Genomic DNA, 25486 nt, shown 5'->3' on the forward strand with positions numbered 1-25486 from the left:
GTACCTGGGGCTGGTAGGTAACGATCTGGGGCGATCAACCGTCGATCGCCTCACAGACGCTGGGCTATTTCAGCTTTTGTTTGATGAAGGTCAACAACTGCGCCATTTGCTTCTTCAGCATGTCGATCTCCGCCTGCATTCGTTCAACCTTTTGATTGAGTGCAGCGATCTCGGCAACACTGGTATCATCAGTGGCCGGGGGCGTAACTGCGGCTACAGGAGGGCGCGGCGCAGCCTGCTGCGGACGCGGCAGACGTGCTTTTGCCATCGCTGATTTGATGGCCTCAATCAATTCCTTTTGCTCGAACGGCTTTTCGATGAACTCAAAAAACTCGAAGGGTTCGGGAATCTTTTCGGTGACCTCTTCGCGTCGTCCCGACATTAGCACCAGCGGAATGCTTTGCAGTTCGTTATGGACTTGAATTTGCTGAAAGACTTCCCAGCCACTCATTCGAGGCAGCAGAAAGTCTAGCATGATCAGGTTGGGGCGTTCTTGCTGGATCGTATTCAGACCCTCGATGCCGTCTTTGGCTTCTAAGACCTGAAAATTTCCCTTCGGAAGCATATCCCGAACCATGTTGCGAATGACTCTGCTGTCATCGATAACCAGGATTTTGTGACTTGCCACGACAGACTCCTGTAGGTGTGACGGAAGGAACAAAGGATAGAAAATAACGATGAAATTAACGGTGTGACAACGGGTGTCTTTTAATCCTGATGAAGGCTGAAACCTGCGTAGAGATTAGAATAAGGCATGTGATGACTCTAAAGACGAGGGGTTGTCGCTTTAGATGCCGTTGGTTAGACCACGCCAGCGTGGGTTCGCGTACGGTTAGCTAGGGGGCAAGCTTTCATCTCGGTTTGAGGTTAAGACTGCTGACACAGTACTATTATTCACCTAGATTTTCCAAATCTATCGCTTTCCAGGCAAAAGCTCCGCCCAGTTGAACGGTGAAGTTGGTTGATATTATCTCTAAACGATTGCCGATCGCTGAAGGCATTTAAGCGGGCGATCGCTCTTTACTAGTTGACTTGTATCATGCCGTTTGGAAATCATGCATTGTCCCAGGTTAGATGTTTAGCGGCGATCGAGTCACCCGTCTGCTGGTTCATTCCTTCAGGTGAGTGAAGGTATGGGTTTAGAATCGGGATGTGGCGGTAGCGTTGACGAGTTGCCGATCGCACAGCGAACCGATCAAACCAGTCCTCCTTATGAATCAACCTGCCAACCTTCCGTCTGTAGACCTGCCTACCCAACCGCCGCGATCGCCGCGCAGAGACTCTCCATTGGCGAACTTGCCCGACTGGTTGCGCCGACCGATCGGTAAGGCGAGTGACATTTCGACCGTGCAGCGCATTATTAAGCAGCGGCAGATTCACACCATTTGTGAAGAAGGCCGTTGTCCGAATCGGGGCGAATGCTATGCCCAGGGAACAGCTACCTTTCTGTTAATGGGACCCGTTTGCACGCGTGCCTGTGCTTTTTGCCAGGTCGATAAAGGGCACGCTCCGATGCCGCTGGATGTGGAGGAACCTCAAAAAATTGCTGAATCGGTACAGTTGTTGGGGTTACGCTATGTGGTGCTAACGTCAGTGGCACGGGATGACTTGCCCGACCAGGGAGCAGGCTGGTTTGCCAAGACAATGGCGGCTATCCGCAGGCTCAACCCTGGGACGCAAATTGAAGTGCTAACACCGGATTTTTGGGGCGGTGCGAGTGGCATAGACGGGCAGCAGCAGCGCATTGCAACCGTGGTTGAGGCTAACCCCGCTTGCTATAACCACAACGTAGAGACGGTTCGCCGCCTGCAAGGGCCGGTGCGACGGGGGGCAAAGTATGAGCGATCGCTGCATGTGCTGCATGTGGTGAAAGCGCTGAACCCAACCCTTCCTACCAAATCTGGATTGATGCTGGGGCATGGTGAAACGGAAGCAGAAATTGTGGAAACCCTGCACGATCTGCGGGCAGTGGATTGCGATCGCCTGACGCTAGGCCAATATATGCGTCCTTCTCTGGCTCATCTGCCTGTGCAGAAGTATTGGACCCCAGACGAGTTTGAGCGGTTAGGTGCGATCGCCCGAGAAATGGGCTTTGCCCACGTTCGGTCTGGGCCGCTGGTACGCAGTTCGTACCATGCTGGAGAGAGCGAATAGCGCTGCATGTTAGCGTTGATTGACTGTTGATTGACTGGGGCGCAGCCAGGGAAAATCCCTGTAGGGTCTTGCTTCTGGAGCAATGTCACAAAACGTATAAAATTCTTCTGTTGATTTTTACCAAGCGATAGATGATTGTGTGTCAGTTGTCATGAATAATTAATGAATAATTAAGTTGTCTAGGCGGAATTCATTCTTATGACTTCTAAAACAGAAAAAATGAGGGCCGATGTTCCTACCACTGGAAAGCCCCCGTATCCTTTCCGGACGTTCTGGGCGCTGTTCTTGCTGTTGGGTAATTTTGTTGTCGCGGCCTTCTACTTTGGTATCCTCAGATAGCCATTCCTGGCGTTTTGGTTCACCAAAATCTGGCTCATAGACCACTTACTCTGAGAAGGGCGTTGCGATCGCTGGATACTCTGTCTTCAACGATTGCAACGTCCAAAGCAGGACGCACAACCTGGTGCGTCTTTTTTAGTGGGCAATGTGTTTCTAGTGGGCAATGTATTTTCGTGGGCAATGTAATAGATAAGCTGTGAAATCCTGAATCAGAAAGTGCCCCTAAACAAGCCTTGGGGACGAACCAGCAGCACCAGTATCATCATGAGTAGAGCAACGCCAAGTTTATATTCGGGTGAAAGCCAGTAGGTGCTAAGTTCCTGGGTGATGCCAATGACAAACGCTCCAGCGATCGCCCCATAAGGATTGCCGATGCCACCCAAAATGACGGAGGCGAACATAGGCAAAATTAAAAACCAGCCCATGTTGGGCCGCACAGCCGTAATTAGCCCATACATGCCGCCGCCCACAGCGGTTAACCCGGCAGCAATAACCCACGTCCAGATCACCACATATTCAACGTTGATACCAGAGACGCGAGCCAGGTCAACGTTATCGGCAACAGCTCGCATCGCTTTGCCAATTTTGGTATTTTGCAGCAAGTAGTGCAGTCCAAAGATAACGACGATTGCCAGTACCACTACAATCACACGGCTTTGGGCAATGCGAATGCCATAGATATCCAACGCGCTGGCTACAGGCAACCGATAGGACTGGTTGTTGGCACCCCACAGCAAAATAATGCCATTGCGAAGAAACAGCGCCAAGCCAATCGAGATAATGATGAGGGTGGTGGTTGAGGCACGGCGATCGCGCATGGGCGACCACAGCAGCTTTTCGGTGAGCAATGCCACTCCAACCGTTAGCACGGCACCAATTGCGATGGAGATCCAGATATTGACCCCACTGGCATTGGCTAGCAGCGTTAAATATGCGCCTAAGGTCATCAAGTCGCCATGAGCAAAGTTAGCCAAACGCAGAATGCCATACGTGAGCGTTAAGCCAACAGAGGCTAGGGCAATGACGCTACCGACAGCAATGCCGTTCACCAGAAGTTGAATCAGTTGTGAGTCCATGAACCGCTAAAACTGCAATTTCAAATTGGAACCGCACGTGCGATCGGCTGATTGCGGCCTTCTTATTTTGCCTGTCTGTCTACAACTTTGGTTAAATTGTTGCACAGCAGGGTTGATTCTCCAGTTGGCTGGAGTCTTTAAGATAGAAGAGTAAGTGCAACCAGCTCGATACCCGATTGGTTCTTCTAGTTCTTCAGGTGCGAAACCGATGAGTAACCTTCAATTGACCGTTCCCACGATGGCTTGTTCTGCCTGTGTGGAGACCATTACCAAGGCCGTTAAATCTGTTGACCCTGCGGCAACGGTTGAGGCTGATACTAAAACAAAGGCGGTTAGTGTCGAAACGCAGGCAGCAGATCAATCGGTTAAGGAGGCGATCGCCGCCGCCGGTTATCCAGTTCAGTGAGCGTTTTAGCATTCCAATGGAACGATATTGCAGCCATTTTCAGTTGCATTCACCACGCCTCAAACCTTACACCCCACGCCCATCTTGACGAGACTGGGGCTGACTCGATTGAGAACTGCTGTAAGACGGTAGCTCTCAAACTTTGGCGCTGCTCTTGAGGGATTAGCCCATCCGTGAGAGGGTGATCACTGAACTAGCGATCGATAGACAGTATGAAAGCGGGCAAGCATCCAGGGCTACGGGTCGTAATTGGGATAGCGATAGTGTTCTGGGTGCTAGGTGCCGGACTGGTCTTGCTGCGCTATTACGGCTATTACCCAACCTATGCGGCGTTTGACCAGGGTATTTTCAATCAGGTTTTCTGGAATAGTTTGCATGGGCATTTCTTCCAGGGATCGCTTTCGGCAACCGAGTCGATCGCCGTTGCCCAGGGGGAGATTCCAGAGGTTGATTACCGTCGCCTGGGGCAGCATTTTACGCCAGCTCTGCTGCTGTGGTTGCCGTTTTATGCGCTGTTTCCGTCTCCGGCGGGTCTTTCTGTTTTACAAGTTCTTTTGGTGGCGATCGCAGGATTGGTGCTATACGCCCTGGCCCGGCAGTATCACCCACCGCAACTCTCGGTTTGGCTGACGGCCAGCTATTATGCTGCGAATGCGGTAATTGGCCCCACACTGGCAAATTTCCACGATTTTAGTCAAATTCCGCTGTTTGTGTTTGGGCTACTGCTGGCGTTGGAGAAGCGCTGGTGGTGGGTTTTTGTCGGATTGTCGATACTCACCCTGCTGGTGCGCGAAGATGCGGGTGTGATTCTGTTTGGGGTTGGGTTTTATCTGGCTGTAAGCCGCCGCTATCTGCCGCTGGGTCTGGCCGTTTGCGCCCTGAGTTTGGCATATATGTTGCTGCTCACCAATTGGGTGATGCCGTTGTTTTCACCCGATATCTCACAACGCTTCATGGTTGAGGAGTTTGGGCAGTTTGTGGAAGGCGATGAAGCATCAACATTGCAGGTGTTGTGGGGCATTCTCAGCAATCCGGGGCAACTGATAGCGACCATTTTTACGCCGCTCGATCGCACCCTTCGTTATTTGTTGGCGCAGTGGTTGCCGCTGGCCTTTATTCCGGTAATTTCTCCCAGCGCATGGGCGTTAACAGGCTTTCCGCTCCTCAAGCTTTTGATGCAGCAAAACCCGTCGGCACTGTCGATCGATCGCCGTTTTGCGATCACGCTGGTGCCGGGATTATTTTATGGAGCAATTCTGTGGTGGGTTAGCCACCCGCAGCACTTTCGCTTGCGCTTTCGTCGCATTTGGGGTGGATGTTTGCTGCTAGCGCTAATCTTAAGCGTGACAGCTAATCCTAATCGGGCACTGTCGTTTGCTATTCCCAACTCATTTCAACCGTGGGTATACACCTCTCCGGCGCGGCAGTGGCAGCATGTTGAGGCGATCGAAGGCATTTTAGCCAACATTCCCCCAGATGCCAGTGTGGCTGCAACCAGCTACATTGTGCCGCATGTGTCGAATCGCCGCGAAGTGATACGGTTTCCGCAATTGCGGCTACGAAACGACGATCGCCAGGTGGTTCAAGTGGACTATGCTGTCGTCGATGTATGGCAGCACCAGCAATATCAACCCGCCTTTGTGGACGATCGCCAGGCGATTCGGCGGTTGGTACCCGCGATCGATCGCCTCCTCAACAATCAGCGTTATGGAATCGTTAGCTTTCAAGATGGCGTTGTTTTGCTGCAACGAGCAACGAACTCCAATCAGGCCAGCCTCGATGCCTGGTTACAGTATCGCCAGGAACTTGAACCGATCCTTGAGCTAGAGGCTGTTCGAACCGAGCATTCGGCAGGTATCGCTTATCGCTTGAAATAGACCCAGATGTATTGCCCGTCGCTTGCTTGTTGCAGGGTCTACGCCACCTCTACAAGGCCACCTTTACAGGGGTCGGGCTACAAATTAAACCTTTAAAACATCCTCTTAGACGGTAGCATCATCACTGTTTGCAACCCAGCGAAGCCTGGTGGTTTAGCCAGCCAATGGTGAATTTAGTCCTGAGCCAGGATGCTGCAAATGATCAACGATTGTTGCGATCGCGACAGCAGCACACCCCCAACGCCAACAGACTAGATAGAAAGCATCATTTGAAGCGGAGCTAGAAGCTTGAAACGCTGCTGTAGCTGGATTTGAGCGCTGTTCCGTCTGCCCGATAGACAGCGATCGCTGAAACCGAACTGTTGACGATTCATTTTTTGCTTCTCAACCGTTTGAGTTGCTCCAGGTTGATTCCCCTTTACACTTCTCAGCACTCAGACTTCTCAGCATTCAGACTTCTCAGCAAACGATCTACCGCTTCTCAGATGTGTCTCAAAAGTGTTTCAGGATCGGACTGCATTCTCGTATTCAGGTAAGCAAACCGTTTGCACAACACGCAAGGAAACAACAAAGGAGCCTGAGTCATGAAATGTTCATTATTGGCTGGTTTCTCGATCGCAACATCCTGCTTGATGACTACACCTGTTCTGGCGTTACCTGGTCTGGCATTATCCAGCTACGACGCGTTGTACGGCAACCGTCAGACCAAAGAATCGGTGGTGGAAGGCGGTGAGGTTGCTCAGGTGACTCCATTCACTTTGGTTCGGCTGGCGTATCAAGGCTATCTAGCCACGGAAGGCATTCCCACCGCTGGAGGTTTGATCTCCCAGTACACCACCAGAGCCGTAACGGCAGAAGATTTAGTGCAAGCTGCAATTCGCACGAATCGATTATCCGCTAGTGTGGACGGGGATGAAGCTTACTTAAGGGCTGTTGATAATTACCTGATTGATTTGAGGAACTCTAGGCTCTAGGGCTGAAGATGAACGACCAACGATGCACCACTGGCCTGCGTTGCTTCCGTCCGACTTGCCGCTTATGAGCCTAAAAAACCCCCAACAGAGGAACGTCCATTGAGGGAGTGATGATGTCCACTCATCACAGTAGCGATCGCAACAGCAGTTGGCCTCGTCTTTTTGGGTGGTTTCCCGCAGTGCTTCATCAAGAGGTGAAGATTTAGGCGAAAATCAACAAAGCTGCGCGATCGCGATCGATTAGTTGACTCGATGGGTTAATTTGTATGATATATATCTACAGTAAGCCCATCGGTGAACTGGGGATTGCAATCAGCACACGTCAGGTTTGAAGTGTGGTAAAAGGCGTAACCGCTAGCCGTGTTTGACTAGGTGAGGTATTTCAGTGGGCATTGTCGTTCAAGATGTCTCTAAGCAATTTGGCAGCTTTCTGGCCGTCGATCAGGTCAGCCTGGAGGTAAAAACTGGATCGCTGGTTGCGTTGCTCGGGCCATCTGGTTCAGGCAAATCTACTCTGTTGCGGCTAATTTCAGGATTGGAAATGCCCGATTCGGGCAAAGTGTTTGTCACAGGCCGCGATGCCACTTACGAGAGTGTGCAAGACCGCAACATTGGCTTTGTCTTCCAGCACTATGCCTTGTTTAAACACCTGAGCGTTCGTAAAAACATTGCGTTTGGCCTGGAGATTCGCAAAGCCCCCAAGGGCAAGATTAAAGCCAAGGTCGAAGAACTGCTGGAGTTGGTGCAGTTACAAGGATTGGGCGATCGTTACCCCTCCCAACTTTCCGGCGGGCAGCGGCAACGGGTAGCTCTGGCGCGGGCACTCGCGGTTGAACCTAAAGTGTTGCTGCTAGATGAACCCTTCGGCGCACTCGATGCCAAAGTTCGCAAAGACCTGCGGGCATGGCTGCGTCGGCTGCACGATGAAGTACATGTCACCACCGTTTTTGTGACCCACGATCAGGAAGAGGCAATGGAAGTCTCCGATGAAATTGTGGTGATGAACAAAGGACGCGTGGAGCAGGTGGGCACCCCTGCCCAAATCTACGACAACCCGGCTAGCGCGTTTGTGATGAGCTTTATTGGTCCCGTAAACGTACTGCCCAGCACCTCGCGCATCTTTGAGGGCAATGGCTTTGAATCAACACATCCTGAAGTCTTCCTGCGTCCCCAGGATGTGTTGATTGAAACGCAGCAAAACGGCACGACGGTTCCAGCCAGGGTTAGCCGTCTGATTCACCTGGGTTGGGAAATTCAGGCTGAGCTAACTCTGGACGATGGGCAGGTCGTGACCGCCCACCTGACTCGTGAACGGTTTGACCAACTCAAGCTAGAACCACAGCAGAGAGTGTATGTTAAGCCGAAGGAGGCAAAAGCCTTTCCGCTGTATTACTCGATTTAGCGACACCACTACTGGCAGGTGCTGGCCGGGGTACGTGTTCCGGTGTTGATGCGGCTCAGCGCACTGAGATTGAGCAGGGCACTATCGTATCGGCTGCGGTTCCCAACTCGTCGTCCCCGGCGTACCTGGAGGAAGCCAGATGGCCCCCATGCGGTGAACTGCTCTCCTGTATTACGAACGGAGGAATCCTCGGAAAATGCCTGTCCAGTAACGGTGTTGCCGTTGAGCTGTCCAGTCAGGCAGATAGCTTCACCATCAACATAGGCAAAGGTACCAACGACTCGATTTCCCTGCTTGCGGAACAGGAAGGTTGCGCCGCCACGGTTGAGCAGTTCTTCGTCGCTAACCACCGTTCCCGGTGCGATCGCGCCATTCCAGTAGCGATACACGCCATCGGGCAAACTGGACACAGGCGGCGCAGAGACAGGCGGCGCAGAGACAGGGGGGACGGGCGTAGGAGCGATCGCCTGCTGACAGACCAGCACCTCGTTGACGGCAGCAAAGCCTGCTTCACTGGGATACCCCAACAATTCTGAGTAGTAGTCAGGATTTGCCAGCAACAGTTGACGGGCATTCTCTACCCCTACGCCGTAAATGGTTAGGGTTCGTTGCGAGGCGATCGTGACGGGTTGCGAGCCACCCCCAACCGGAGAGGGAAACTGCTCGAAGGTAAAGGTGGTGTTGCCGCCAGATTCCGTAGCCGAAACGAAAGCTCGCATTCCCAGTGGGTTAGGGATGCCGGAGTTGGGGTTGTAGGCACACACACGGGTGGGGGCAGCCGTTGCGTCTTGGGCAACAGCAGAGGTAGCGGCCAAACTCAAGGCAAGGGGAGCAAGGAAAAGCGCTAATCGTTGATGGCTCATCATATCTAACAGGTTATGCATACGGCGGATACGCTATCACAGTTCCCTTCAAGCAAAGGAAATAGACACTGTAAATAATAGTGAACCCACGGAACCCGGTCAGGTCACGTTTTTTCTCACTAGAATAATTGAGTTATTCAGGCAGGCGGTGTATAAAGTTCTGGATGCGGATAGATAATAGCCCCTGTTAAAAATACCTTAGGTAACGCTCTATGAACGGGTTGGGATTCTCTCGGAGAACAAGGCGATCGCTCTTCAAATTTGTGGGCGTGTTTGCTGCGTGTGTTGCGCTGATTGTCAGTTGTGCCAGACCACAGACCACCGCACCAACATCTTCTGCCAGTGCGGGCAGCAACCGCATCACCATAGGAACGACGCAAAAAGCAGAAACGCTTGACCCAGCAGATGCGTACACCATCTTTACTGGAATTTTGCTGTATAACCTGGGCGATCGCCTCTACACCTACGAACCCGGCACAACCGACCTGGTTCCCCAACTGGCTACCGAAATGCCGACCGTGAGCGAGGATGGTTTAACGTACACGATTCCGCTACGGGAAGACGTGACGCTCCACGACGGTACACCGTTCAATGCAGAGGTGATGAAGTTTTCGATCGATCGCTTCATGACGAACGGCGGCGATCCGGCGTTTCTACTTTCCGATCAGGTTGATTCGGTAGAAGCGACTGGAGACTACGAGCTAACCATCACGCTGAAATATGCGTTTGCTGCATTTCCGTCCCTGTTGAGCTTCTGGGGCGTGACTCCAGTTTCGCCCGAAGCCTATGAAATTGGTGAGGGTAACTTTAAGCCTGATTCGTTTATCGGTACGGGGCCGTATAAGTTAGCTTCTCTCAGTGCTGATGCGGTGCGTCTGGATGTCAACGAAGAGTACTGGGGTGAAAAACCAGCCAACCAGGGTATTGATATTCAGATCTTTGCCAGCCCTGCCAACCTGTACAATACCTTCCGCACGGGCGGGCTGGATGTGGCCTATCAAACCCTAGATCCAGAGCAAATTGCCAGTTTAGAGCGAGAAGCTGACAATGGCGGCTGGCAGGTGATTGAGGCCGGCACCACCGTGGTGAACTACATGTCGCTCAACCAGAAGATGGAGCCGACCAATGACCTGAACGTGCGAAAGGCGATCGCTGCCATGATCGATCGCAATTTGATGAACCAGCGAGTGTTCCAAGACCAGGCAGAACCGCTGTACAGCATGTTGCCTACCAGTTTCGAGATCTCAAAGCCCGTCTTTAAGGAAGCCTATGGCGACGGCGACTTTGACAAAGCGAGAACCTTCCTGACCGAAGCGGGGTACTCAGAATCGAATCCGTTATCCTTCGAAATCTGGTATCCATCGGCCTCAACCCAGCGGGGCATTGTAGCCAACACGCTCAAGGAATCGATTGAGCAAGCGTTGCCCGGTCTGGTCACGGTTGAAGTTAACAGCACCGAACGCGCGACTCTATCTGAAAATATCGAAAAGGGAGCCTACCAAACGGTTTTGCTGAACTGGTACCCAGACTTCTTTGACCCAGACAACTTTATTCAGCCGTTCTTAAGCTGCGATCAGGGGTCATCCTCTGCTCTGTGCGAACAGGGCGCGAGCCAAAATAACGGCTCCTTCTATTACAGCGATCGCGCCAACGAACTAATCAAAAACGAGCGAGCCGAACAGGAACCTCAAGCCCGTGATGCTATCTTTACTGAACTGCAAGACATACTGATTGAAGACGTTCCTTACATTCCGCTGTGGCAAAACAAAGATTATATCTTTGCCAAAGAAGGCGTGAACAACGTTGATATTGAACCAACTCAGCAGTTTTTGCTCTGGCAGATTAGCAAGTAACCTATGTCGCGCTCTACCGCCCTCTTTTACTACGTCCTGTCGCGCCTGATGCTAGCGCCGCTGATGATTTGGACGCTGGTGACGCTGGTCTTTTTTCTATTACGAGCCACTCCCGGCGACCCGGTGGATGTGGTATTAGGGGGGCGGGCACCCGAAAGTGCCAAGGTTGCACTGAGGGCGCGGTTGGGGCTAGATGAGCCGCTGTGGGCGCAGTATTTCAATTACATTGGCGACCTGCTGCACCTCGATTTGGGCACGTCTCTAACCAGCCAGGGGCAATCCGTTTGGCAAATTATTCAGCTTTACTTTCCGGCAACCGTAGAACTGACCGTCTTTAGCATGGTTGTGTCGGTGCTGGTTGGTGTCAGCATCGGGGCATTGGCGGCATCTAGACCCAACACGGCTCTGGATGCCGGGGGACGGCTGTTTGGCATTGTCACCTATGCGGTGCCAATGTACTGGTTTGGCATGATTTTGCAGCTCATTTTTGCGGTGGAGTTGCGGTGGTTTCCCATTGGTACCCGCTTTCCGTTGGCGATGGCTCCGCCGCAAGGCCCAACCGGGCTGTATGTGGTGGACAGTCTGCTGAGCATCAACCTGGTGCAGTTTTTCACCAGCTTGTATTATCTGACGCTGCCCAGCCTGACGTTGGGCATTCTGCTAAGCGGCATTTTTGAACGGATTGTGCGGGTGAACCTGAAGCAAACCCTGAAAGCGGATTATGTGGAAGCTGCACGGGCCAGGGGCATCCCCGAAGTGCGGATTGTAGTAGCGCACGCGCTCAAGAATGCGCTGATTCCGGTTGTCACAGTTTTGGGACTGACGATCGCCTCTTTGCTGGGAGGAGCGGTTCTCACAGAGGTGACGTTTTCCTGGCCTGGTTTGGCCAACCGTTTGTATGAAGCGATCGAATTCCGCGATTACCCAGTCGTGCAGGGCATTCTGGTCTTTTTTGCTGTAATTGTGGCGATCGCCAGCATTGCAATCGATATCCTCAATGCCTATATTGATCCGCGAATTCGATATTGACAGAACGTTGTTGCCTTTCCGTGGCTTGGCGATCGCAGCTTCAACGAACTTTAATACAGCGGCAACACGATGGCAATACAATAGTTTCAACATTTTCTGGATGCCAAAATGCCATTCGTGATGTATTACCAGCGGCAGGCACCCCCGCTTTGCTGTGAATTTGCAACACAGTTTGTTAGGAAATCTTACGGTTGCGGTACGAGTTACGTCGTCAGGTTCATCTGTTCTTCACATTAGAGGCAGCCGTTTCTCTAGCCTGCATCCGACTTTCTCCTCTAAAAACGGGTCTATCAGGCTAACCGCTTTTGCCTCTTGGGAGCCTCCGCTTTCCCCGCCCGAACTCACTCTGACCCAGTAGCCTGTGTACTCTATAGCACAGGCACTGTCCATCTTTTTTCGCTAATAAACAATTAATTTTCTCCTGAAAGAGCCTCTGTTATTCGCTGTCAAACCTTTGCCAGACGAGGGTTTGATCTGTTGTAGTCTTTAAGCCGATGCATGGGACTACCCAGCCTGTGCGGATGAAAAAGTTTTTATGAATTAGCAAGATTGCTTGCGTGAATATACTCGATTTGATTCAGTATAGAAATTGTTCAGTAGGAACTTTTGTTTTGACGAAGACAAACGGTGTGGGATTGCCCATTCTGAAAAACACAAGGCTGGAGACAAAAAATGATGTTGACTCTTGGACCCCAACCGAAGAACCGACTGTATACGAGTTTGAATAGTTATCTGCTGTTTTTGAGGTACGTATTAGGCGGGCGATTTCGGCACAGTAAAAAAGAGGTTGAGCAGTTTGAGCAAACACTTTGCACTCGTTTTGGAACTGAATATGCCGTTTGTGTCTACCAATGCCGACTTGGAATTTACCTTGCGCTTAAGGCGTTAATCAAGCCTGGACAAGATGTAATTTTGTCCCCCTATACCATTGTTGATGTGGTCAACATGGTGATTTTTGCCGGAGGGCGGCCTGTATTTGCTGACGTTGATCGGGAAACCTGCAACATTACTGTTGTGGAAGTGGAACGCTTGATTAGCGAAAACACAGGCGCGGTTCTAATTACTCATTTGCACGGGCTGGCTGCTGAAGCGCACCGAATTAAGGAGATTTGCGATCGCTTCAATGTTCCATTGGTTGAAGATTGTGCCCAGGCTTTTGGTGTTCAAGAGCAAGGAAACGCAGTGGGCAGCATTGGTGATGTTGGGGTCTTCAGCTTCGAGATGCATAAAAACATACCTACATGGCTTGGAGGCGTTATCATCTCCAATCGCAAAGATGTAATCGAGCAAGTTCGTCATGAGTTAAACGGGTTCTCGCATCCCCCCCTGCGCGGTATCACCAAGAAGCTCAAGTCAGGGTTGTTACATGACATTACCAATGCTCCCATTCTGTTTCCGTTGTTGACTTACAGGATCATTCGATTGAGCTACCTGAAGGACGTTAAGTTCATTAACAAAAAAGTTCAAAGGAAGCCGCAGGAAAGTAAACCAGCTACCGAACTTCCCGATGTATACAAATCCTGGTATACCCCTTTTCAAGCTCGCCTTGGTCTTTCACAACTCAAAAAGGTCGATCCGGATATCAAGGTCAGGATTGAAAATGGTCTGCTTTACCATGAAGGTCTTAAAGATGTTGATGGGTTAATTCTGCCGCCTGCACGAACCGATGGCTCGCACACTTACCTTTGGTTTCCAGTCCAATATGCCAAACGGGACGAACTTCTTCGGTTTATGTATGAAAGCGGGCGAGATATAGCATCTGGGCATTTTACAAGTACCTCTGATGCCGCCCGATTCAAGGACTTTTATCGCGATTGCCCCAACTCAAGAAACGTAGCGAAGACATTACTTTATCTACCAACCTATCCTGGCTATTCTCGTCGCGAGATTGAGAAGAACATTCAGGTCATCCGGCAATATTTTGCTTCCCAGGTGCAGCCCGCTACAAAACAGGAAGCTGGAGTCAATATTTAAAGCATTTGCACATGGTCTGAGAAGTACCTTGGGCAGACAACCCAACGAAGAGATGGGTATCTCAGACACTAGATTTTTAGCAAAAGAATCAGGGTTTTTGCCATTCGAGTGGCCTCTGAAAGCAGCCTTAATGCAAGCGTTGCTTTAAAGGGGCTGATTGTAACTTGAACTATTCCCTCTCCATTCTTTAGTTCTGGGCTGCGACGCGAGTTTTCGACCTGGCGCTGACGCTCAACGCCCAAACTTGGGGAACGAATGCAGAACGTTTGTTACTTTTCAGACAACCTCTGAGCGGAGAACTGTAGGGGTTGCATTCGATATGCAGCCTCCATTGAGCGTGTAGCAGTGAACTGAATGGATTGATGTTGAAGTGGCATTGCCTCATCAACATTCGGTAAGGCTATTTATGCTCCTTCTCCGGCAACCCTAATTCTGGAGCTAACCGATGATTATAGATGCTCGTACTATATCTAGTGGTGAAACGATTGAATGTGATGTTTGCATTGTTGGAGCTGGGCCGGCTGGAATTACAATTGCCCATGAACTCTGCAACCAGGGCTTGAACATCTTGCTTTTAGAAAGTGGTGGAATTAAGTATGAAAAGAATCTTGAACAGTTAAATCATGGAGAAGTTAATCTCAGTGTTCATACGCCATTAGAACAATATCGGCGCAGGCAGATTGGTGGAGCAACGACGTTTTGGGGAGGGCGATGTGTGCCCTTTGATGAATCAGATTTTGAGGTGAGGCCGCACGTTCCCCACAGTGGATGGCCCATTACCAAAACTGAATTAAACCCGTATTACCAGCGTGCCCATACCTATTGCGAGATCGGCCAGTATGAATATGCTGCTGAGAAAGCGCTATCGGAATCTGGCCGCCGCAAGATGATATCCGGATTTGAATCAGCGGATGTTTCGATTGAACATCTTTATCTGTTTAGTCCACCGACAGATTTTGGCAGGAAGTATTTAGATTCATTGAAGCGATCGCAGAATGTGAACGTTTTTATTTATGCAACCTGCCTCAAAATCATCACTAATTCAGCAGGAACCAGGGTGGATTACTTACAGGTTGCTTCTATGCAGAAAAATGAGTTTCTTGTTTCTGCCAGGCAATTTATTTTGGCGGCTGGAGGCTTAGAGGTAACTCGGCTGCTTCTCGTGTCGAACGATGTTTATGCAAACGGCATTGGTAATCAGCACGATTTACTTGGGCGGTTTTACATGGGGCACATCAATCACTTGTTTGATGTAAAATTCAAGTCTCCTGAAAAGGTTATGTGGGATTACGAAAAAACACCCGACGGGGTATATTGTCAGCGGCAAATTGCGATCGCCGAAAACAAGCGTCAGCAGTACGGATTGCTGAACCAAAGAGTGTTTATGGAACGTCCTAAAATTAGCGATCCAAGCCACAGAAGCAGCATTCTTTCCGCAACGTATCTGTTAAAAGGAGTGCTCAATCAACAAAAAAAATATAGGTATCCTTCACAGCATGTCCGGAATATACTGTTTGATTTCGACACTATTCTGAAGTTTTCTCATAAGTGGATGACCAAGAGAATTTTGAGCGATCGCAAGCTACCCTCGGTAGTCGCTAAAAGTGCGTCAGGTATCTACACCTTTCGGGTTGATAGCGAGCAGGTTCCTAATCCAGAGAGCCGGGTGAGCTTAAGTCGAAATAAAGATGCTTTTGGAATCAACCAGCTCAAGGTCGATTGGCGGTGTACCGAGCTAGACGTTAACAGCATTAGCAAATCGGTTTTTTTGATTGGTGAGGCATTCGCTAAAGCGGGTGTGGGCGAACTCCAGTCATTACCCACGATTTTCCCATCGGCACAGGGTGGTCATCATCTTGGCACAACCCGCATGTCTGAAACCCCGCAAACAGGTGTGGTTGATGTGAATGGTCGGGTGCATGGCTTAAGCAATTTATACATTGCTAGTAGCTCTGTGTTTGCAACAGCTAGTTACGCGAACCCAACATTAACAGTGGTTGCCTTAGCAATTCGGCTAGCTGACTATCTCAAAAAGTTGTGAGCAGCAGGCGACTCAGAGGGAGCAGTAGCCCTGGATGTTTTTTTAAGGGTAGATAACTGTGCTGGATACGCCCCTTAAGCCCTCAGAGGCGGTTTCAAACGTGCTGGTTGCCACTCGAACCGCCCCTTTTTCTGGCTTGCCGCAGGCGCAAGCCCCCGACGCTGATGCGTAGGGAGTAGGTCACCCCAGAGAACTAATAAGGGAGTTAGCCTCCTTCAAGCTTGCTAGAGAAATATTAATAGATGTCATCGGGGATACTGGCGATCGCAACCACAGCGTTAAAATGGCGGTAAACCAGGATTTCAAGCGTTTTCAGTAAAACGTTATTTAAAGCTATGGTACAAGAGCTTACTCCTTCCACAACCGCCATCCAATCCGATCTCGAAGCGTTTTGGATGCCGTTCACAGCCAATCGGCAATTTAAATCGAAGCCGCGCCTCTTTGTCTCTGCCAAAGACATGCACTACACCACAGACGATGGGCGGCATGTTCTGGACGGAACGGCAGGATTATGGTGTGTCAATGCAGGGCACTGCCGTCCCAAAATTGCAGAAGCGATTCAAAAACAGGCCGCAACCCTCGACTTTGCGCCGACGTTTCAGATGGGGCATCCCGGAGCGTTTCAACTGGCCGATCGCCTCGCAAAAATGCTGCCCAGCGGCCTGGATCATGTGTTCTTTGCCAACTCTGGCTCAGAAGCGGTTGATTCTGCACTGAAGATTGCGATCGCCTATCACCGCGTCTGCGGGCAAGGCTCCCGGCAACGGCTAATTGGACGAGAGCGTGGGTACCACGGTGTTGGCTTTGGCGGTATTTCCGTCGGTGGTATTGGCCCCAACCGTAAGTTTTTTGGCAGTTTGCTCAACGGAGTAGACCATCTTCCCCATACGCATAACCTGGAACACAACGCTTTCAGCCGTCAGCAACCGGAGTGGGGTGCCCATTTAGCAGATGAACTAGAACGCATTGTGGCACTGCATGATGCATCCAACATTGCCGCTGTCATTGTGGAACCTGTGGCTGGCTCTACGGGCGTTTTGGTTCCACCCAAAGGCTATTTAGAACGGTTGCGAGAAATCTGCACTAAACACGGTATCTTGTTAATTTTTGATGAGGTCATCACCGGATTTGGGCGACTTGGCACACCCTTTGCCGCAGACTATTTTGGCGTAGTGCCCGATATGATTACTGTGGCAAAAGGCATCACCAATGGCACGATTCCAATGGGTGCAGTACTGGTGCGAAAAGAAATCTACGAAGCCTTTATGCACGGCCCGGTAAACGCGATCGAGTTTGCCCACGGATATACCTATTCTGGTCATCCAATGGCCTGTGCTGCCGCAATGGCGACGCTTGATGTTTACGAGGAAGAAGGGCTGTTTCAGCGAGTGAATGACCTGGCACCCTATTGGGAAGAGGCGGTTCACGCCTTGCGCGGCTTGCCCCACGTCATTGATACGCGCAATTTGGGATTGGTTGCTGGAATTGAACTAGAGCCGATCGCCGGACAACCTGGCGCGCGTGCCTTTGACTGTTTTCTGCGGTGCTATGAAAAAGGTCTGTTGATTCGCACCACTGGGGATATCATCGCTCTGTCACCCCCTTTAATTATTGAGAAGAGCCATATCGATCAACTCTTTGAATTATTGACAGGGGTGTTGAAAGAGTTGCCGTAATAGTTGCTGTAATGGCAGTTTGCAGTTCTTACCGCTGATAACAAACGCTGGCAAGCGGTTTCACACTTGCCAGCGTTTGCGTTGTATGGATAAGAGCATTGAAAACGAGGCTATCTAGATAGACAGGCGATCGCGCAACCTCTACCGTTGTTGGCTGAGGCGAATATGCTCCATAATTTGCCGCTTACGAGAATCCGATCGCTGAGGCGTGGGTTGAATAAAGTTTCCTGTGCTGCGAGCCAAATGCTCCATGATTCGCTGTTTTCGAGCGTCTGTAGCCATGATTATCCCTAAACACTACGTGCTGCCGCTTTCATTATAGAAAACTATAAAGAAATATTACGAGCAATTGCCTCATCTAAACATTGAAAGTGAGAAACAGCAGACCACCTGAGTTCTCGGTTGCGCCCCCATTACAAGACTCTATACCCGAATAACCAACCCAACCAGACAAGATGGTGAAGCGTGACAATTGTCCAAAACTCAGCCTGATAAGATTTCTTACTGCTTTTATGGCGAAGCCTGCGTTGAGCTACAAATCCTCCTAACCATCCACCCGCCAGTTCACAAAGATGTAGCGTCTTCTCTGGTGTTCTCCAGTCACCTCGCTTTGCCCGAGATTTATCGTCGGCATAGAGGCTAAAAGTTAATAGACTCATGCCACTATAGAGAATGAGCGGCAACGGATTATGGGTTGCCCAAGTAAAGTGAAGTGACCCAAGCAGGGGCAAGATTGATAGAAGCAATACCTCGACCACTGGAAATGGGAATATGGTTCCCCCATTTGCTGCGGTTCTATTCCTCGAAGCGGTTGAGGCTAGCTTATTTCTTGCTCCTAAAATAAAAGCATTACAAGCGCACGCTTTACCATCTCTAACAACGGCATAGTAATAAATGGTGTCGCCTGCCTGAGGACGGCGAGTCGAGTCTTTTAGTTCAGAGATGTGCAGGAAAATATCTTGACTGCCGTCGGCTGGTTGGATGAAACCAAACCCTCTATCATCTTTCCAGGTAATCAGTTGCCCTCTTTGGAAACTGGGTTTCATGGCAGCCTTGTGTCTACAGTCACTTTGTAGTTTGCCCAGACTGAGACCACAGCCAACATCATTACCCGGCCAGCATACACACAATCAGAGTCATATTCGGCGAACCCGTCTACGATCGCTTGATGACCCATTTCCATAACGGATGGCTTCTTCCCTGCTGGCGGATATGAGCCACCTTCTGTTCCAGATGTTTCTTCTGGTCGTGCGAGAGGCCAAACACCATATTGCTGCTTTGCCAGAGCAAGGTAGACACGGTCAGGCCAATACAAAGCGCAAGGCAAATGGTGGGAAGCAAGTTGTAGGCAAGACCGTAGCGAAGGGCTGTCCAGGTAAAATAGTCCAGCCACAGGGCAATTTCGGCACGGAGATACCAGAGGCTAATAGGCCCCAGGCACAGCCAGAGCAGCCCCACCACCAGCCAGCGGCCAATCACCTTGAGCCGATGTAATCGCTGCATTTCTTGCCAAACGACTGGATCATAATTACTGCTTTCGGCAGAAGAAGAGTCTTGAAGGTTAGTCATAGAAACGGAATAGGAAAATCTGGCTCATGGCGATCGCCACATTCAAATTCCACCCTAGCAATTCTGCTGGTTGATAAAATGATTCCCGGCGATCGCAACTGCTATCTAATCGACCCGATTAACGTTAAAATTTGTAACTGGAATATAAGCGGAAGGACAAAAGCATATGGCCCTGTCAGTCGGTACACAGGCACCTAACTTTATCGTCAAAGATACAAACGGCAACACCGTGACTTTGGCTGACTACGCGGGTAAAACCGTCATTCTCTATTTTTATCCAAAGGATGATACGCCGGGTTGCACCAAAGAAGCGTGTGGCTTCAGAGATTATTATGCGGACTATCAAGGCAAAGATGTGACGGTCTTTGGTGTCAGCATGGACGATGAATCGTCCCACAAGTTATTCACCGATAAATATAGCCTGCCCTTTCCGCTGCTGGCGGATGTGGATGGCACCATCACCAAAGCCTACGATGTGGATGGCGGCGGCTATTCCAAGCGAGTGACCTATGTAATTGACGGTGAAGGCAAAATTGTCAAAGTTTACGATGCGGTGAAGACGGACACCCACGCTAGCGATATTTTGGCCGAGCTAGGAGTCTAGTCGCTCACAGGATTGATTCAACTCGGGAAACGGCGAGGGTCGTTTCCCTGTTGTGCGGTTCATGCCACTGGAGTAAATGGAATGGCTTCAACGGGAACCGCTTCAACGGTGTTCAGCAGTGCGGGTTTGTAGAAGCGATCGCCTTCCTTTCTGCCCTTCAGCCAATAGGTCGTCATCTCACCACGACCTTTGACAAAGATCGCGCCGCGCGGTTCAAATTCATATTTGTCTTTTAACCGTGAGTACGTTGCATCCGTCACCTGAATGCCGCCCGAAATGCCCTGTACTTCCATGCGGCTGGCAACATTGACCGTATCTCCCCACAGATCGTAGATAAACTTTTTAACCCCAATCACTCCGGCAACCACAGGCCCCGTGTTAATGCCAATGCGGAGCGTAAAGGGTTTACCTCCTTCCCGTTGAAAGCATGAGATGGCTTGCTGCATATCCAGCGCCATTTCTGCGATCGCCTCTAAGTGGTCTTCCCGTGGGGTGGGCACTCCACCCACCACCATATAGGCATCCCCAACGGTTTTAATCTTTTCGAGGTGATGCCACTCGGCGAGATAGTCAAATGTAGAAAAAATTTCGTTGAGCAACCCAACCAGCTCGGTGGGCGAAATTTGGGCTGAAAAGGTGGTGAAATCAACAATATCGGCAAAGAGAATCGTCGCTTCTTCAAACCGTTGGGCGATCGACTGAGGCGTTTGTTTAAGCTGTTTGGCGATCGCCGCAGGCAAGATATTAAGCAGTAACCGTTCCGACTCTTGCTGTTCGGCCTGCAAAGCCAGTTCGGCTCGTTTGCGCTCAGTAATATCGCTAATGAACCCCTCCAGAACGGTGACTTCTCCTGCGGTATGAATGCTTCTACCCTGCTCCCACACCCATTTTTGATCGCCTGTTACAGTGAGAATGCGGTAGACCATCTGAAACGGACGATCTGACTCGATCGCCGCCTGCACGCATCCCCAAACCAGCTTGCGATCGTCGGGATGAATCAGATCGGCATAGGCCACCGTGCTGTTCTCAATCAACGCATTGGAGGAGTAACCCGTTAGGTCGTAACAGCCTTCACTGACGAATTGCATCGTCCAACAGGAGTCGTTAAGGCAGCGATAGGCCATTCCTGGCAGGTTGCTCATCAGAGTGGAAAGGGTTCGCTGGCTTTCATATAGGGCTGCCTCTGCCTGTTTGCGCTTAGTAATGTCTTCTATGGTGCCTTCGTAATACAGCAGGTTGCCGTTGGCATCGTGAACCACCCGTGCATTTTCAGACACCCAAATAATGCTGCCATCGTTGCGATAGGCTTGAGACTCAAAATTGGCGACGGCTCCGGTTTGCGTTAATGCGGCCATAAATTCTGCGCGGCGATCGGCAGCAACGTACAGTTGCCCAATGTCCTGTATCTCAGTAATGAACGCCTCCGGTGAGCTGTAGCCATACATCCGGGCGATCGCCGGATTCACGCTCAAGCAGCGTCCGTCGGGTGTGGTTTGAAAGATGCCTTCTGCTGCGTTTTCAAAGATGCTACGATACTTGGCCTCTGCATGTCGCAGGGCTTCTTCTGCATACTTGCGCTGAGTGATATCCCGAGCAACCCAGATTACTCGGTTCTCTGGCATGGGAGAGACATTTGCCACAAACCACGCTTCAGTGGGTTGAGTATGGGTCGAACAGGACGTCTCCGCTTCGCCAGAATGAGCTAGAGGCACGTTGTACTCTAAACTGACGGTTTGCTGCGTTTCTAGTGCAAGGCGAATGTGGTTAAGAACCAGGTCGGCTTGGGCGATCGGCAACACATCATGAATCGTCTGCCCAACTGATTCGGCTTCCAGATGGTGTAAGCATTGAGAGTTCGTAGAAACAATTTTAAGATAGCGTCCCTCACGGTCAAAGACGGCGATCGCATCCGTCATGGCCGCAAACAGCGCTTTCAGTTCGGCCTCAGATGCTCTTAGCGCCGCTTCTACCCGCTGCCGCTCGCTAATTTCGACCATCAACTGCTGATTCAACGCTTGCAGGGCTGCTGTGCGTTCTTCAACTCTAGTTTCAAGCGCTTCATTGGCTTGTTGCAGCGCTGCTTCGGCTTGTTTGCGTTCGGCAATGTCTTCAACGGTGCCTTCGTAATACAGCAGAGTGCCGTGTTCATCGCGCACAGCCCGAGCATTCTCTGAAATCCAGGTTTGAGATCCATCTTTGCGAACAATTTGAGACTCAAACCCAAACACGGCATCATGGTGATGCAATTGTTGCACAAAGGTCTGCCGACGATGGGGATCAACATAGAGTTTCTCGATCTGCGTGAGCTGGGTGATCAGGTCGTTTGGCGTGTCGTAGCCATAGATGCGGGCTAACGCCGGATTGGCGCTAAGGTAGCATCCGTCTAACGTGGTTTGAAAGATGCCTTCAATGGCGTTTTCGTAAATGCTGCGATATTTAGCCTCAGCCTGTCGCAATTTTTCTTCAGCCCGATAGCGCTCGGTGATGTTAATGCCAATCACAAATGCCGCTCGGTCGCGATCGTACTTTTGAGCCACAATGAGGTACTTATGCACTTCACCGTTAAGCTGAGTCGTCACTTCACGACAGCCATCCTGAGCGGAGCTGGCAAAGAACTCGCGGACAAACTCACTAAAGTCAGAACTGGTTTGCAAAAAGCCAATATCCTGACCAACAAACGCTTCAGGAGCCAGACCAAACGTATCAGCAAGATGCCGATTCACCCCCAGGTAGCGCAAGTCTGAACTGATCCAGGACACAATTCCGGGTACAGCTTCCAAAATGGCTTTGAGCTGGTCTTTTGTCGATCGCAGGGCGCTTTCGCTCTGCTGTCGCTTGGCCACTTCGGTAATAAATTGCTCATTTGAACTCTGTAGGGCTAGCGTTCGCTCGTTGACGAGCCGATGGAGTTCGGCGCTACTCCAGTGCTGCCCCTCTTCTGTACGGCAGCACTGGCTGGAGGCTTCCAATTCTGCAACCCGCTGGCGCAAAGCAACCAACTCTTCGATTAATTGTGCTTTGGGCTTGTCTTCGTCTCTCATGAACGATGGGTTACCTACGTGCGGGCTGAACCGTTCCCTCGGTTGAAGTGCGATCGCCCAAGTGCGACCAGAATGAATCGTGGCGTTTAAGCTGAATTGAGACGTAGGAGGCACCCTGGTGGTGTGGTTCAAGTTTTTACAAACCTGATACACGCCATTCAGTATAGGAGCGATATCGCGTTGCCCATTGTTGCAAGCATTACCAAATTTCAACCGTTTCCGTGCAGTGGCCTGGACGGACTATGAAGCCAGCGTCAACGCTCTACCTCAATGTTTTCGCTTGAGACGGTTTAGTTTGCTCAGTTTGGCGATCGTTCTGGGGACGCGATACAGTTGGCTAAAAAACAGGTTCCAAACATACCCATAGCGCGGAAATGCCTTCACCAACAAAACATCCGATAGGACGTGAAAGCGCGGTGGCTTAAGCGAGGTGGGTTTATCAATGTAGCGAATCTGTTCGCTTCCGGGCAGCCAGTGGCCAATGATGGCATTGGGTTGGTAATGCTTGGCCTGAACCCATAACCCTAAAAGGCGATCGAATCCAGAGTTAGGAATCCAGGTGAGAACCCCAAGCAGTTGAGTGGTTTGTGTGAGTTCCGGTAACGTCGCTTGAACTAATTCACGTCGCCAAATAATGTTATTGAAATTTTCAAAATGATAGCCATAGTTGTCTTTTCTAGATAGGAACGGAAATACCAGCCAGCGCCAGTCAAATGGCAGGTCGAGCGGGGCGATCGGCAGTTCTAGTAAACCGGTGTACGTTCCCTGTTGATACGGATTAGGAGTATCAGCCGTTTTGCGACAAACGGCTAACTCTGAAATAGCAGGGAGGTCAGACCATTCGGCGTAGATCTCTTCAGTTTGTCGAAAATCAATCACCTTTTTCTTCAGCCGTAATACCCAGCTTTTTCCATAGGTTTGAAAATAATCAACCACCAGATCCAGAATGTTGGGATGCACAAAATCATCATCGTCTAGCGCCAAAAGATAGGCACCACTGGCATTCAATAGACCAACAAAGCGCTGCATCATTTCGCCTTTGTAAGGGCTAATTAAACTCACTACCCTGGAGTCATGAATCGGTTTGGGTGAGAGTCCTGGCGGGTAAATCAGAATGAATTGCACGTTCCCTTTCACCGATAGCAACTGAGACAGCCAGTGAGCCGCGAAATTGCCGCGCGTAGGAGTAACGATGGATAACACTGGTGTTGGGTTGGCACTCATGCTGATTAGAGTAGAACTGAACTGGGCAAACTTTGTGACAGTAAACGAATTGACTTGATTGTCGTAATGAATTTAGTGATGCGATCGCCCGCTTGCTAAATCTTTAAGGGTTAACGAAATTCCTATGAATATTTTGATGCTTTCTTCGACCTTTCCCTATCCGCCAAGCCGAGGGGGAACGGAGATTCGCACGTTTAATTTGTTGAACTATTTATCGCAGCGGCATTCTGTTACATTGCTGACCCAGCGCCATAACGGGGTATCGGATGCCGAGGTTGAGCAACTGCGGGCGCTGGTTGATGAGTTGGTGATGGTTCCCCTGCCAGAAGCCACCGTTGCTCAAACTCCGCTGTTACGGGTCGGCGGCAAAGTGGGACGGTTTGTTGAGTCATTGGCAAAAAACACGCCTACGAATGTGCTGTATCGCTATTCGCCTCAAATTCAAGCCTGGGTTGATGCGGCGGTTCAACAGCAGCGATTTGATGCAATCACCTGTGAACATAGCGTCAACGAAATTTATATTCGTCCCACCTTTCAACAATCGGTGCGAACGGTGGTCAACGTTCACAGTTCCGTCTATGCCTGGGTTCGCAACCATTTGGAAATGGGAGCCTCCGCTTATCCGTGGCGCGATCGCCTCAATTTACCGCTGCTCTACCGCTACGAACAGCGATATTGTGCCAAGTTTTCCCAAATTGTTGTCACCACCACCGACGATGGAGATGAAATTCGTCAGCTCTGCCCCAGCGCTGCCATCAACGTTGTGCCTAACGGAGTGGATTTGGAGTTATTTCCCTATCGCCAGCACGATCCCAGCCAGTATGATCTGATTTTCGTTGGCACAATGGATGCGTCGCACAACATCGACGCGGCACGGTTTTTTGCCCTGGAGGTCATGCCCCTGCTGCGGCAACGCTATCCAGAGGCCACGTTTAGCATTGTTGGGGCGCGTCCCACCGCTGAGGTGCTGGCGTTAGGGAACCAGCCAGGAGTAATAGTCACGGGACAGGTCGCCTCTATGGTTGAGCTGCTTCATAAGGCGACGGTGTGTGTTGTGCCGTTACGCACCGGATTTGGCATCAAGAACAAGACCTTAGAGGCGATGGCGGCAGGGGTTCCTATCGTTAGCAGCGATCGCGGTTTGGAAGGTTTGGCGGTCGATCAGCCAGATTGTCCGTTGAGGGCATTGCGGGCGAATCACGTTGGGGAGTACATTAACGCCATCAGCCGATTGTTTGCAGATGCCGACCTGCGTCAAACCCTGTCGCATCATGGGCGATCGCTGGTTGAAACCGAATATACCTGGGAACGAGTAGGACAGCGCTACGAGCAGGTCTGCACTCAGATCCCGGTTGACGGTGCGCGCTACAGCCCGTTTTAGTGT

21 protein-coding genes and 1 pseudogene are annotated in these 25486 nt (G+C 50.6%); 14 read left to right on the forward strand and 8 right to left on the reverse strand.

Annotation, left to right across the window (positions count from 1 at the left end; all coding sequences use genetic code 11):
* Positions 1-64: 64 nt before the first annotated feature.
* A complete protein-coding gene (locus IQ268_RS06940) occupies positions 65-628 on the reverse strand; it encodes a response regulator (protein WP_193876913.1) in 564 nt (187 codons plus the stop codon).
* A gap of 505 nt (positions 629-1133) precedes the next feature.
* Here IQ268_RS06940 and IQ268_RS32125 point away from each other — a divergent pair.
* The 3 genes from IQ268_RS32125 (at position 1134) to psaX (ending at position 2493) form a co-directional block, all read left to right on the forward strand.
* Entirely contained in the window at positions 1134-1328 is a 195-nt protein-coding gene (locus IQ268_RS32125; RefSeq protein WP_228035159.1) for a hypothetical protein, read from the forward strand.
* Positions 1288-2154 (forward strand): lipoyl synthase, encoded by an 867-nt coding sequence (gene lipA / locus IQ268_RS06950; protein ID WP_228035160.1) that lies wholly within the window; start codon positions 1288-1290, stop codon positions 2152-2154. The genes IQ268_RS32125 and lipA overlap by 41 nt, the downstream gene beginning before the upstream one ends.
* Before the next feature lie 219 nt (positions 2155-2373).
* Entirely contained in the window at positions 2374-2493 is a 120-nt protein-coding gene (psaX, locus tag IQ268_RS06955) for a photosystem I protein PsaX (protein WP_228035177.1), read from the forward strand.
* Positions 2494-2702: 209 nt separating this feature from the next.
* On the opposite strand, the gene IQ268_RS06960 is transcribed toward psaX, so the two are convergent.
* Positions 2703-3569 carry a branched-chain amino acid ABC transporter permease gene (locus IQ268_RS06960; protein ID WP_193876917.1) on the reverse strand — a complete coding sequence of 289 codons (867 nt, stop codon included), beginning with the start codon at positions 3567-3569 and terminating at the stop codon, positions 2703-2705.
* 208 nt (positions 3570-3777) lie between these two features.
* Here IQ268_RS06960 and IQ268_RS06965 point away from each other — a divergent pair, with 208 nt between their 5' ends.
* The 4 genes from IQ268_RS06965 (at position 3778) to IQ268_RS06980 (ending at position 8228) form a co-directional block, all read left to right on the forward strand.
* Positions 3778-3975 (forward strand): heavy-metal-associated domain-containing protein, encoded by a 198-nt coding sequence (locus tag IQ268_RS06965; RefSeq protein ID WP_193876918.1) that lies wholly within the window; start codon positions 3778-3780, stop codon positions 3973-3975.
* 212 nt (positions 3976-4187) lie between these two features.
* Entirely contained in the window at positions 4188-5852 is a 1665-nt protein-coding gene (locus tag IQ268_RS06970) for a DUF2079 domain-containing protein (RefSeq protein WP_193876920.1), read from the forward strand.
* Positions 5853-6436: 584 nt separating this feature from the next.
* A complete protein-coding gene (locus IQ268_RS06975) occupies positions 6437-6826 on the forward strand; it encodes a hypothetical protein (RefSeq protein ID WP_193876922.1) in 390 nt (129 codons plus the stop codon).
* Between the two features lie 385 nt (positions 6827-7211).
* Positions 7212-8228 carry a TOBE-like domain-containing protein gene (locus tag IQ268_RS06980; protein WP_193876924.1) on the forward strand — a complete coding sequence of 339 codons (1017 nt, stop codon included), beginning with the start codon at positions 7212-7214 and terminating at the stop codon, positions 8226-8228.
* Between the two features lie 8 nt (positions 8229-8236).
* Here IQ268_RS06980 and IQ268_RS06985 read toward each other — a convergent pair whose 3' ends face one another.
* Positions 8237-9112 carry a hypothetical protein gene (locus IQ268_RS06985; RefSeq protein ID WP_193876926.1) on the reverse strand — a complete coding sequence of 292 codons (876 nt, stop codon included), beginning with the start codon at positions 9110-9112 and terminating at the stop codon, positions 8237-8239.
* 191 nt (positions 9113-9303) lie between these two features.
* Between IQ268_RS06985 and IQ268_RS06990 the strand changes: the two genes are divergently transcribed.
* The 5 genes from IQ268_RS06990 to IQ268_RS07010 all read left to right on the forward strand — a co-directional run bounded on the left by IQ268_RS06990 (position 9304) and on the right by IQ268_RS07010 (position 17664).
* Entirely contained in the window at positions 9304-10944 is a 1641-nt protein-coding gene (locus IQ268_RS06990; RefSeq protein WP_193876928.1) for an ABC transporter substrate-binding protein, read from the forward strand.
* A 3-nt stretch (positions 10945-10947) separates the two neighbouring features.
* Entirely contained in the window at positions 10948-11973 is a 1026-nt protein-coding gene (locus IQ268_RS06995; RefSeq protein WP_193876930.1) for an ABC transporter permease, read from the forward strand.
* Positions 11974-12645: 672 nt separating this feature from the next.
* Positions 12646-13947 carry a DegT/DnrJ/EryC1/StrS aminotransferase family protein gene (locus IQ268_RS07000; RefSeq protein WP_193876932.1) on the forward strand — a complete coding sequence of 434 codons (1302 nt, stop codon included), beginning with the start codon at positions 12646-12648 and terminating at the stop codon, positions 13945-13947.
* A 445-nt stretch (positions 13948-14392) separates the two neighbouring features.
* Complete coding sequence (locus IQ268_RS07005) at positions 14393-15988, forward strand: GMC oxidoreductase (RefSeq protein ID WP_193876934.1); 1596 nt, start codon at positions 14393-14395, stop codon at positions 15986-15988.
* Between the two features lie 335 nt (positions 15989-16323).
* Entirely contained in the window at positions 16324-17664 is a 1341-nt protein-coding gene (locus IQ268_RS07010) for an aspartate aminotransferase family protein (RefSeq protein ID WP_193876936.1), read from the forward strand.
* Positions 17665-17805: 141 nt separating this feature from the next.
* Here the strand turns inward: IQ268_RS07010 and IQ268_RS07015 are convergent, their stop codons facing one another.
* The 3 genes from IQ268_RS07015 to IQ268_RS07025 form a co-directional block, all read right to left on the reverse strand.
* Entirely contained in the window at positions 17806-17946 is a 141-nt protein-coding gene (locus tag IQ268_RS07015) for a hypothetical protein (protein ID WP_193876938.1), read from the reverse strand.
* 131 nt (positions 17947-18077) lie between these two features.
* Positions 18078-18710 carry a cold shock and DUF1294 domain-containing protein gene (locus IQ268_RS07020; RefSeq protein WP_193876940.1) on the reverse strand — a complete coding sequence of 211 codons (633 nt, stop codon included), beginning with the start codon at positions 18708-18710 and terminating at the stop codon, positions 18078-18080.
* 109 nt (positions 18711-18819) lie between these two features.
* Entirely contained in the window at positions 18820-19233 is a 414-nt protein-coding gene (locus tag IQ268_RS07025) for a hypothetical protein (protein ID WP_193876942.1), read from the reverse strand.
* Between the two features lie 166 nt (positions 19234-19399).
* Between IQ268_RS07025 and IQ268_RS07030 the strand changes: the two genes are divergently transcribed.
* Positions 19400-19837, forward strand: coding sequence for a peroxiredoxin (locus IQ268_RS07030; protein ID WP_193876944.1), 438 nt, complete (start codon positions 19400-19402; stop codon positions 19835-19837).
* A gap of 146 nt (positions 19838-19983) precedes the next feature.
* On the opposite strand, the pseudogene IQ268_RS33235 reads toward IQ268_RS07030, so the two are convergent.
* A pseudogene (locus IQ268_RS33235) lies at positions 19984-23091 on the reverse strand (PAS domain S-box protein); the annotation flags it as partial.
* 54 nt (positions 23092-23145) lie between these two features.
* Complete coding sequence (locus IQ268_RS07040; RefSeq protein WP_193876946.1) at positions 23146-24102, reverse strand: glycosyltransferase family A protein; 957 nt, start codon at positions 24100-24102, stop codon at positions 23146-23148.
* A gap of 124 nt (positions 24103-24226) precedes the next feature.
* Between IQ268_RS07040 and IQ268_RS07045 the strand changes: the two genes are divergently transcribed.
* Positions 24227-25483: a glycosyltransferase family 4 protein gene (locus IQ268_RS07045; RefSeq protein ID WP_193876948.1), complete on the forward strand. Its 1257-nt coding sequence runs from the start codon at positions 24227-24229 to the stop codon at positions 25481-25483.
* Positions 25484-25486: the final 3 nt, after the last annotated feature.

It is taken from the genome of Oculatella sp. LEGE 06141, assembly GCF_015207605.1.
Classification (GTDB): domain Bacteria; phylum Cyanobacteriota; class Cyanobacteriia; order Elainellales; family Elainellaceae; genus Oculatella.

Bases quoted from the DNA above. Each gene is read 5' to 3' on its own strand.
- IQ268_RS32125 (WP_228035159.1), top strand. From the start codon at position 1,134: ATGGGTTTAGAATCGGGATGTGGCGGTAGCGTTGACGAGTTGCCGATC.
- psaX (WP_228035177.1), top strand. From the start codon at position 2,374: ATGAGGGCCGATGTTCCTACCACTGGAAAGCCCCCGTATCCTTTCCGG.
- IQ268_RS06960 (WP_193876917.1), bottom strand. From the start codon at position 3,569: ATGGACTCACAACTGATTCAACTTCTGGTGAACGGCATTGCTGTCGGT.
- IQ268_RS06965 (WP_193876918.1), top strand. From the start codon at position 3,778: ATGAGTAACCTTCAATTGACCGTTCCCACGATGGCTTGTTCTGCCTGT.
- IQ268_RS06970 (WP_193876920.1), top strand. From the start codon at position 4,188: ATGAAAGCGGGCAAGCATCCAGGGCTACGGGTCGTAATTGGGATAGCG.
- IQ268_RS06975 (WP_193876922.1), top strand. From the start codon at position 6,437: ATGAAATGTTCATTATTGGCTGGTTTCTCGATCGCAACATCCTGCTTG.
- IQ268_RS06985 (WP_193876926.1), bottom strand. From the start codon at position 9,112: ATGCATAACCTGTTAGATATGATGAGCCATCAACGATTAGCGCTTTTC.
- IQ268_RS06990 (WP_193876928.1), top strand. From the start codon at position 9,304: ATGAACGGGTTGGGATTCTCTCGGAGAACAAGGCGATCGCTCTTCAAA.
- IQ268_RS06995 (WP_193876930.1), top strand. From the start codon at position 10,948: ATGTCGCGCTCTACCGCCCTCTTTTACTACGTCCTGTCGCGCCTGATG.
- IQ268_RS07000 (WP_193876932.1), top strand. From the start codon at position 12,646: ATGATGTTGACTCTTGGACCCCAACCGAAGAACCGACTGTATACGAGT.
- IQ268_RS07005 (WP_193876934.1), top strand. From the start codon at position 14,393: ATGATTATAGATGCTCGTACTATATCTAGTGGTGAAACGATTGAATGT.
- IQ268_RS07010 (WP_193876936.1), top strand. From the start codon at position 16,324: ATGGTACAAGAGCTTACTCCTTCCACAACCGCCATCCAATCCGATCTC.
- IQ268_RS07015 (WP_193876938.1), bottom strand. From the start codon at position 17,946: ATGGCTACAGACGCTCGAAAACAGCGAATCATGGAGCATTTGGCTCGC.
- IQ268_RS07020 (WP_193876940.1), bottom strand. From the start codon at position 18,710: ATGAAACCCAGTTTCCAAAGAGGGCAACTGATTACCTGGAAAGATGAT.
- IQ268_RS07025 (WP_193876942.1), bottom strand. From the start codon at position 19,233: ATGACTAACCTTCAAGACTCTTCTTCTGCCGAAAGCAGTAATTATGAT.
- IQ268_RS07030 (WP_193876944.1), top strand. From the start codon at position 19,400: ATGGCCCTGTCAGTCGGTACACAGGCACCTAACTTTATCGTCAAAGAT.
- IQ268_RS07040 (WP_193876946.1), bottom strand. From the start codon at position 24,102: ATGAGTGCCAACCCAACACCAGTGTTATCCATCGTTACTCCTACGCGC.
- IQ268_RS07045 (WP_193876948.1), top strand. From the start codon at position 24,227: ATGAATATTTTGATGCTTTCTTCGACCTTTCCCTATCCGCCAAGCCGA.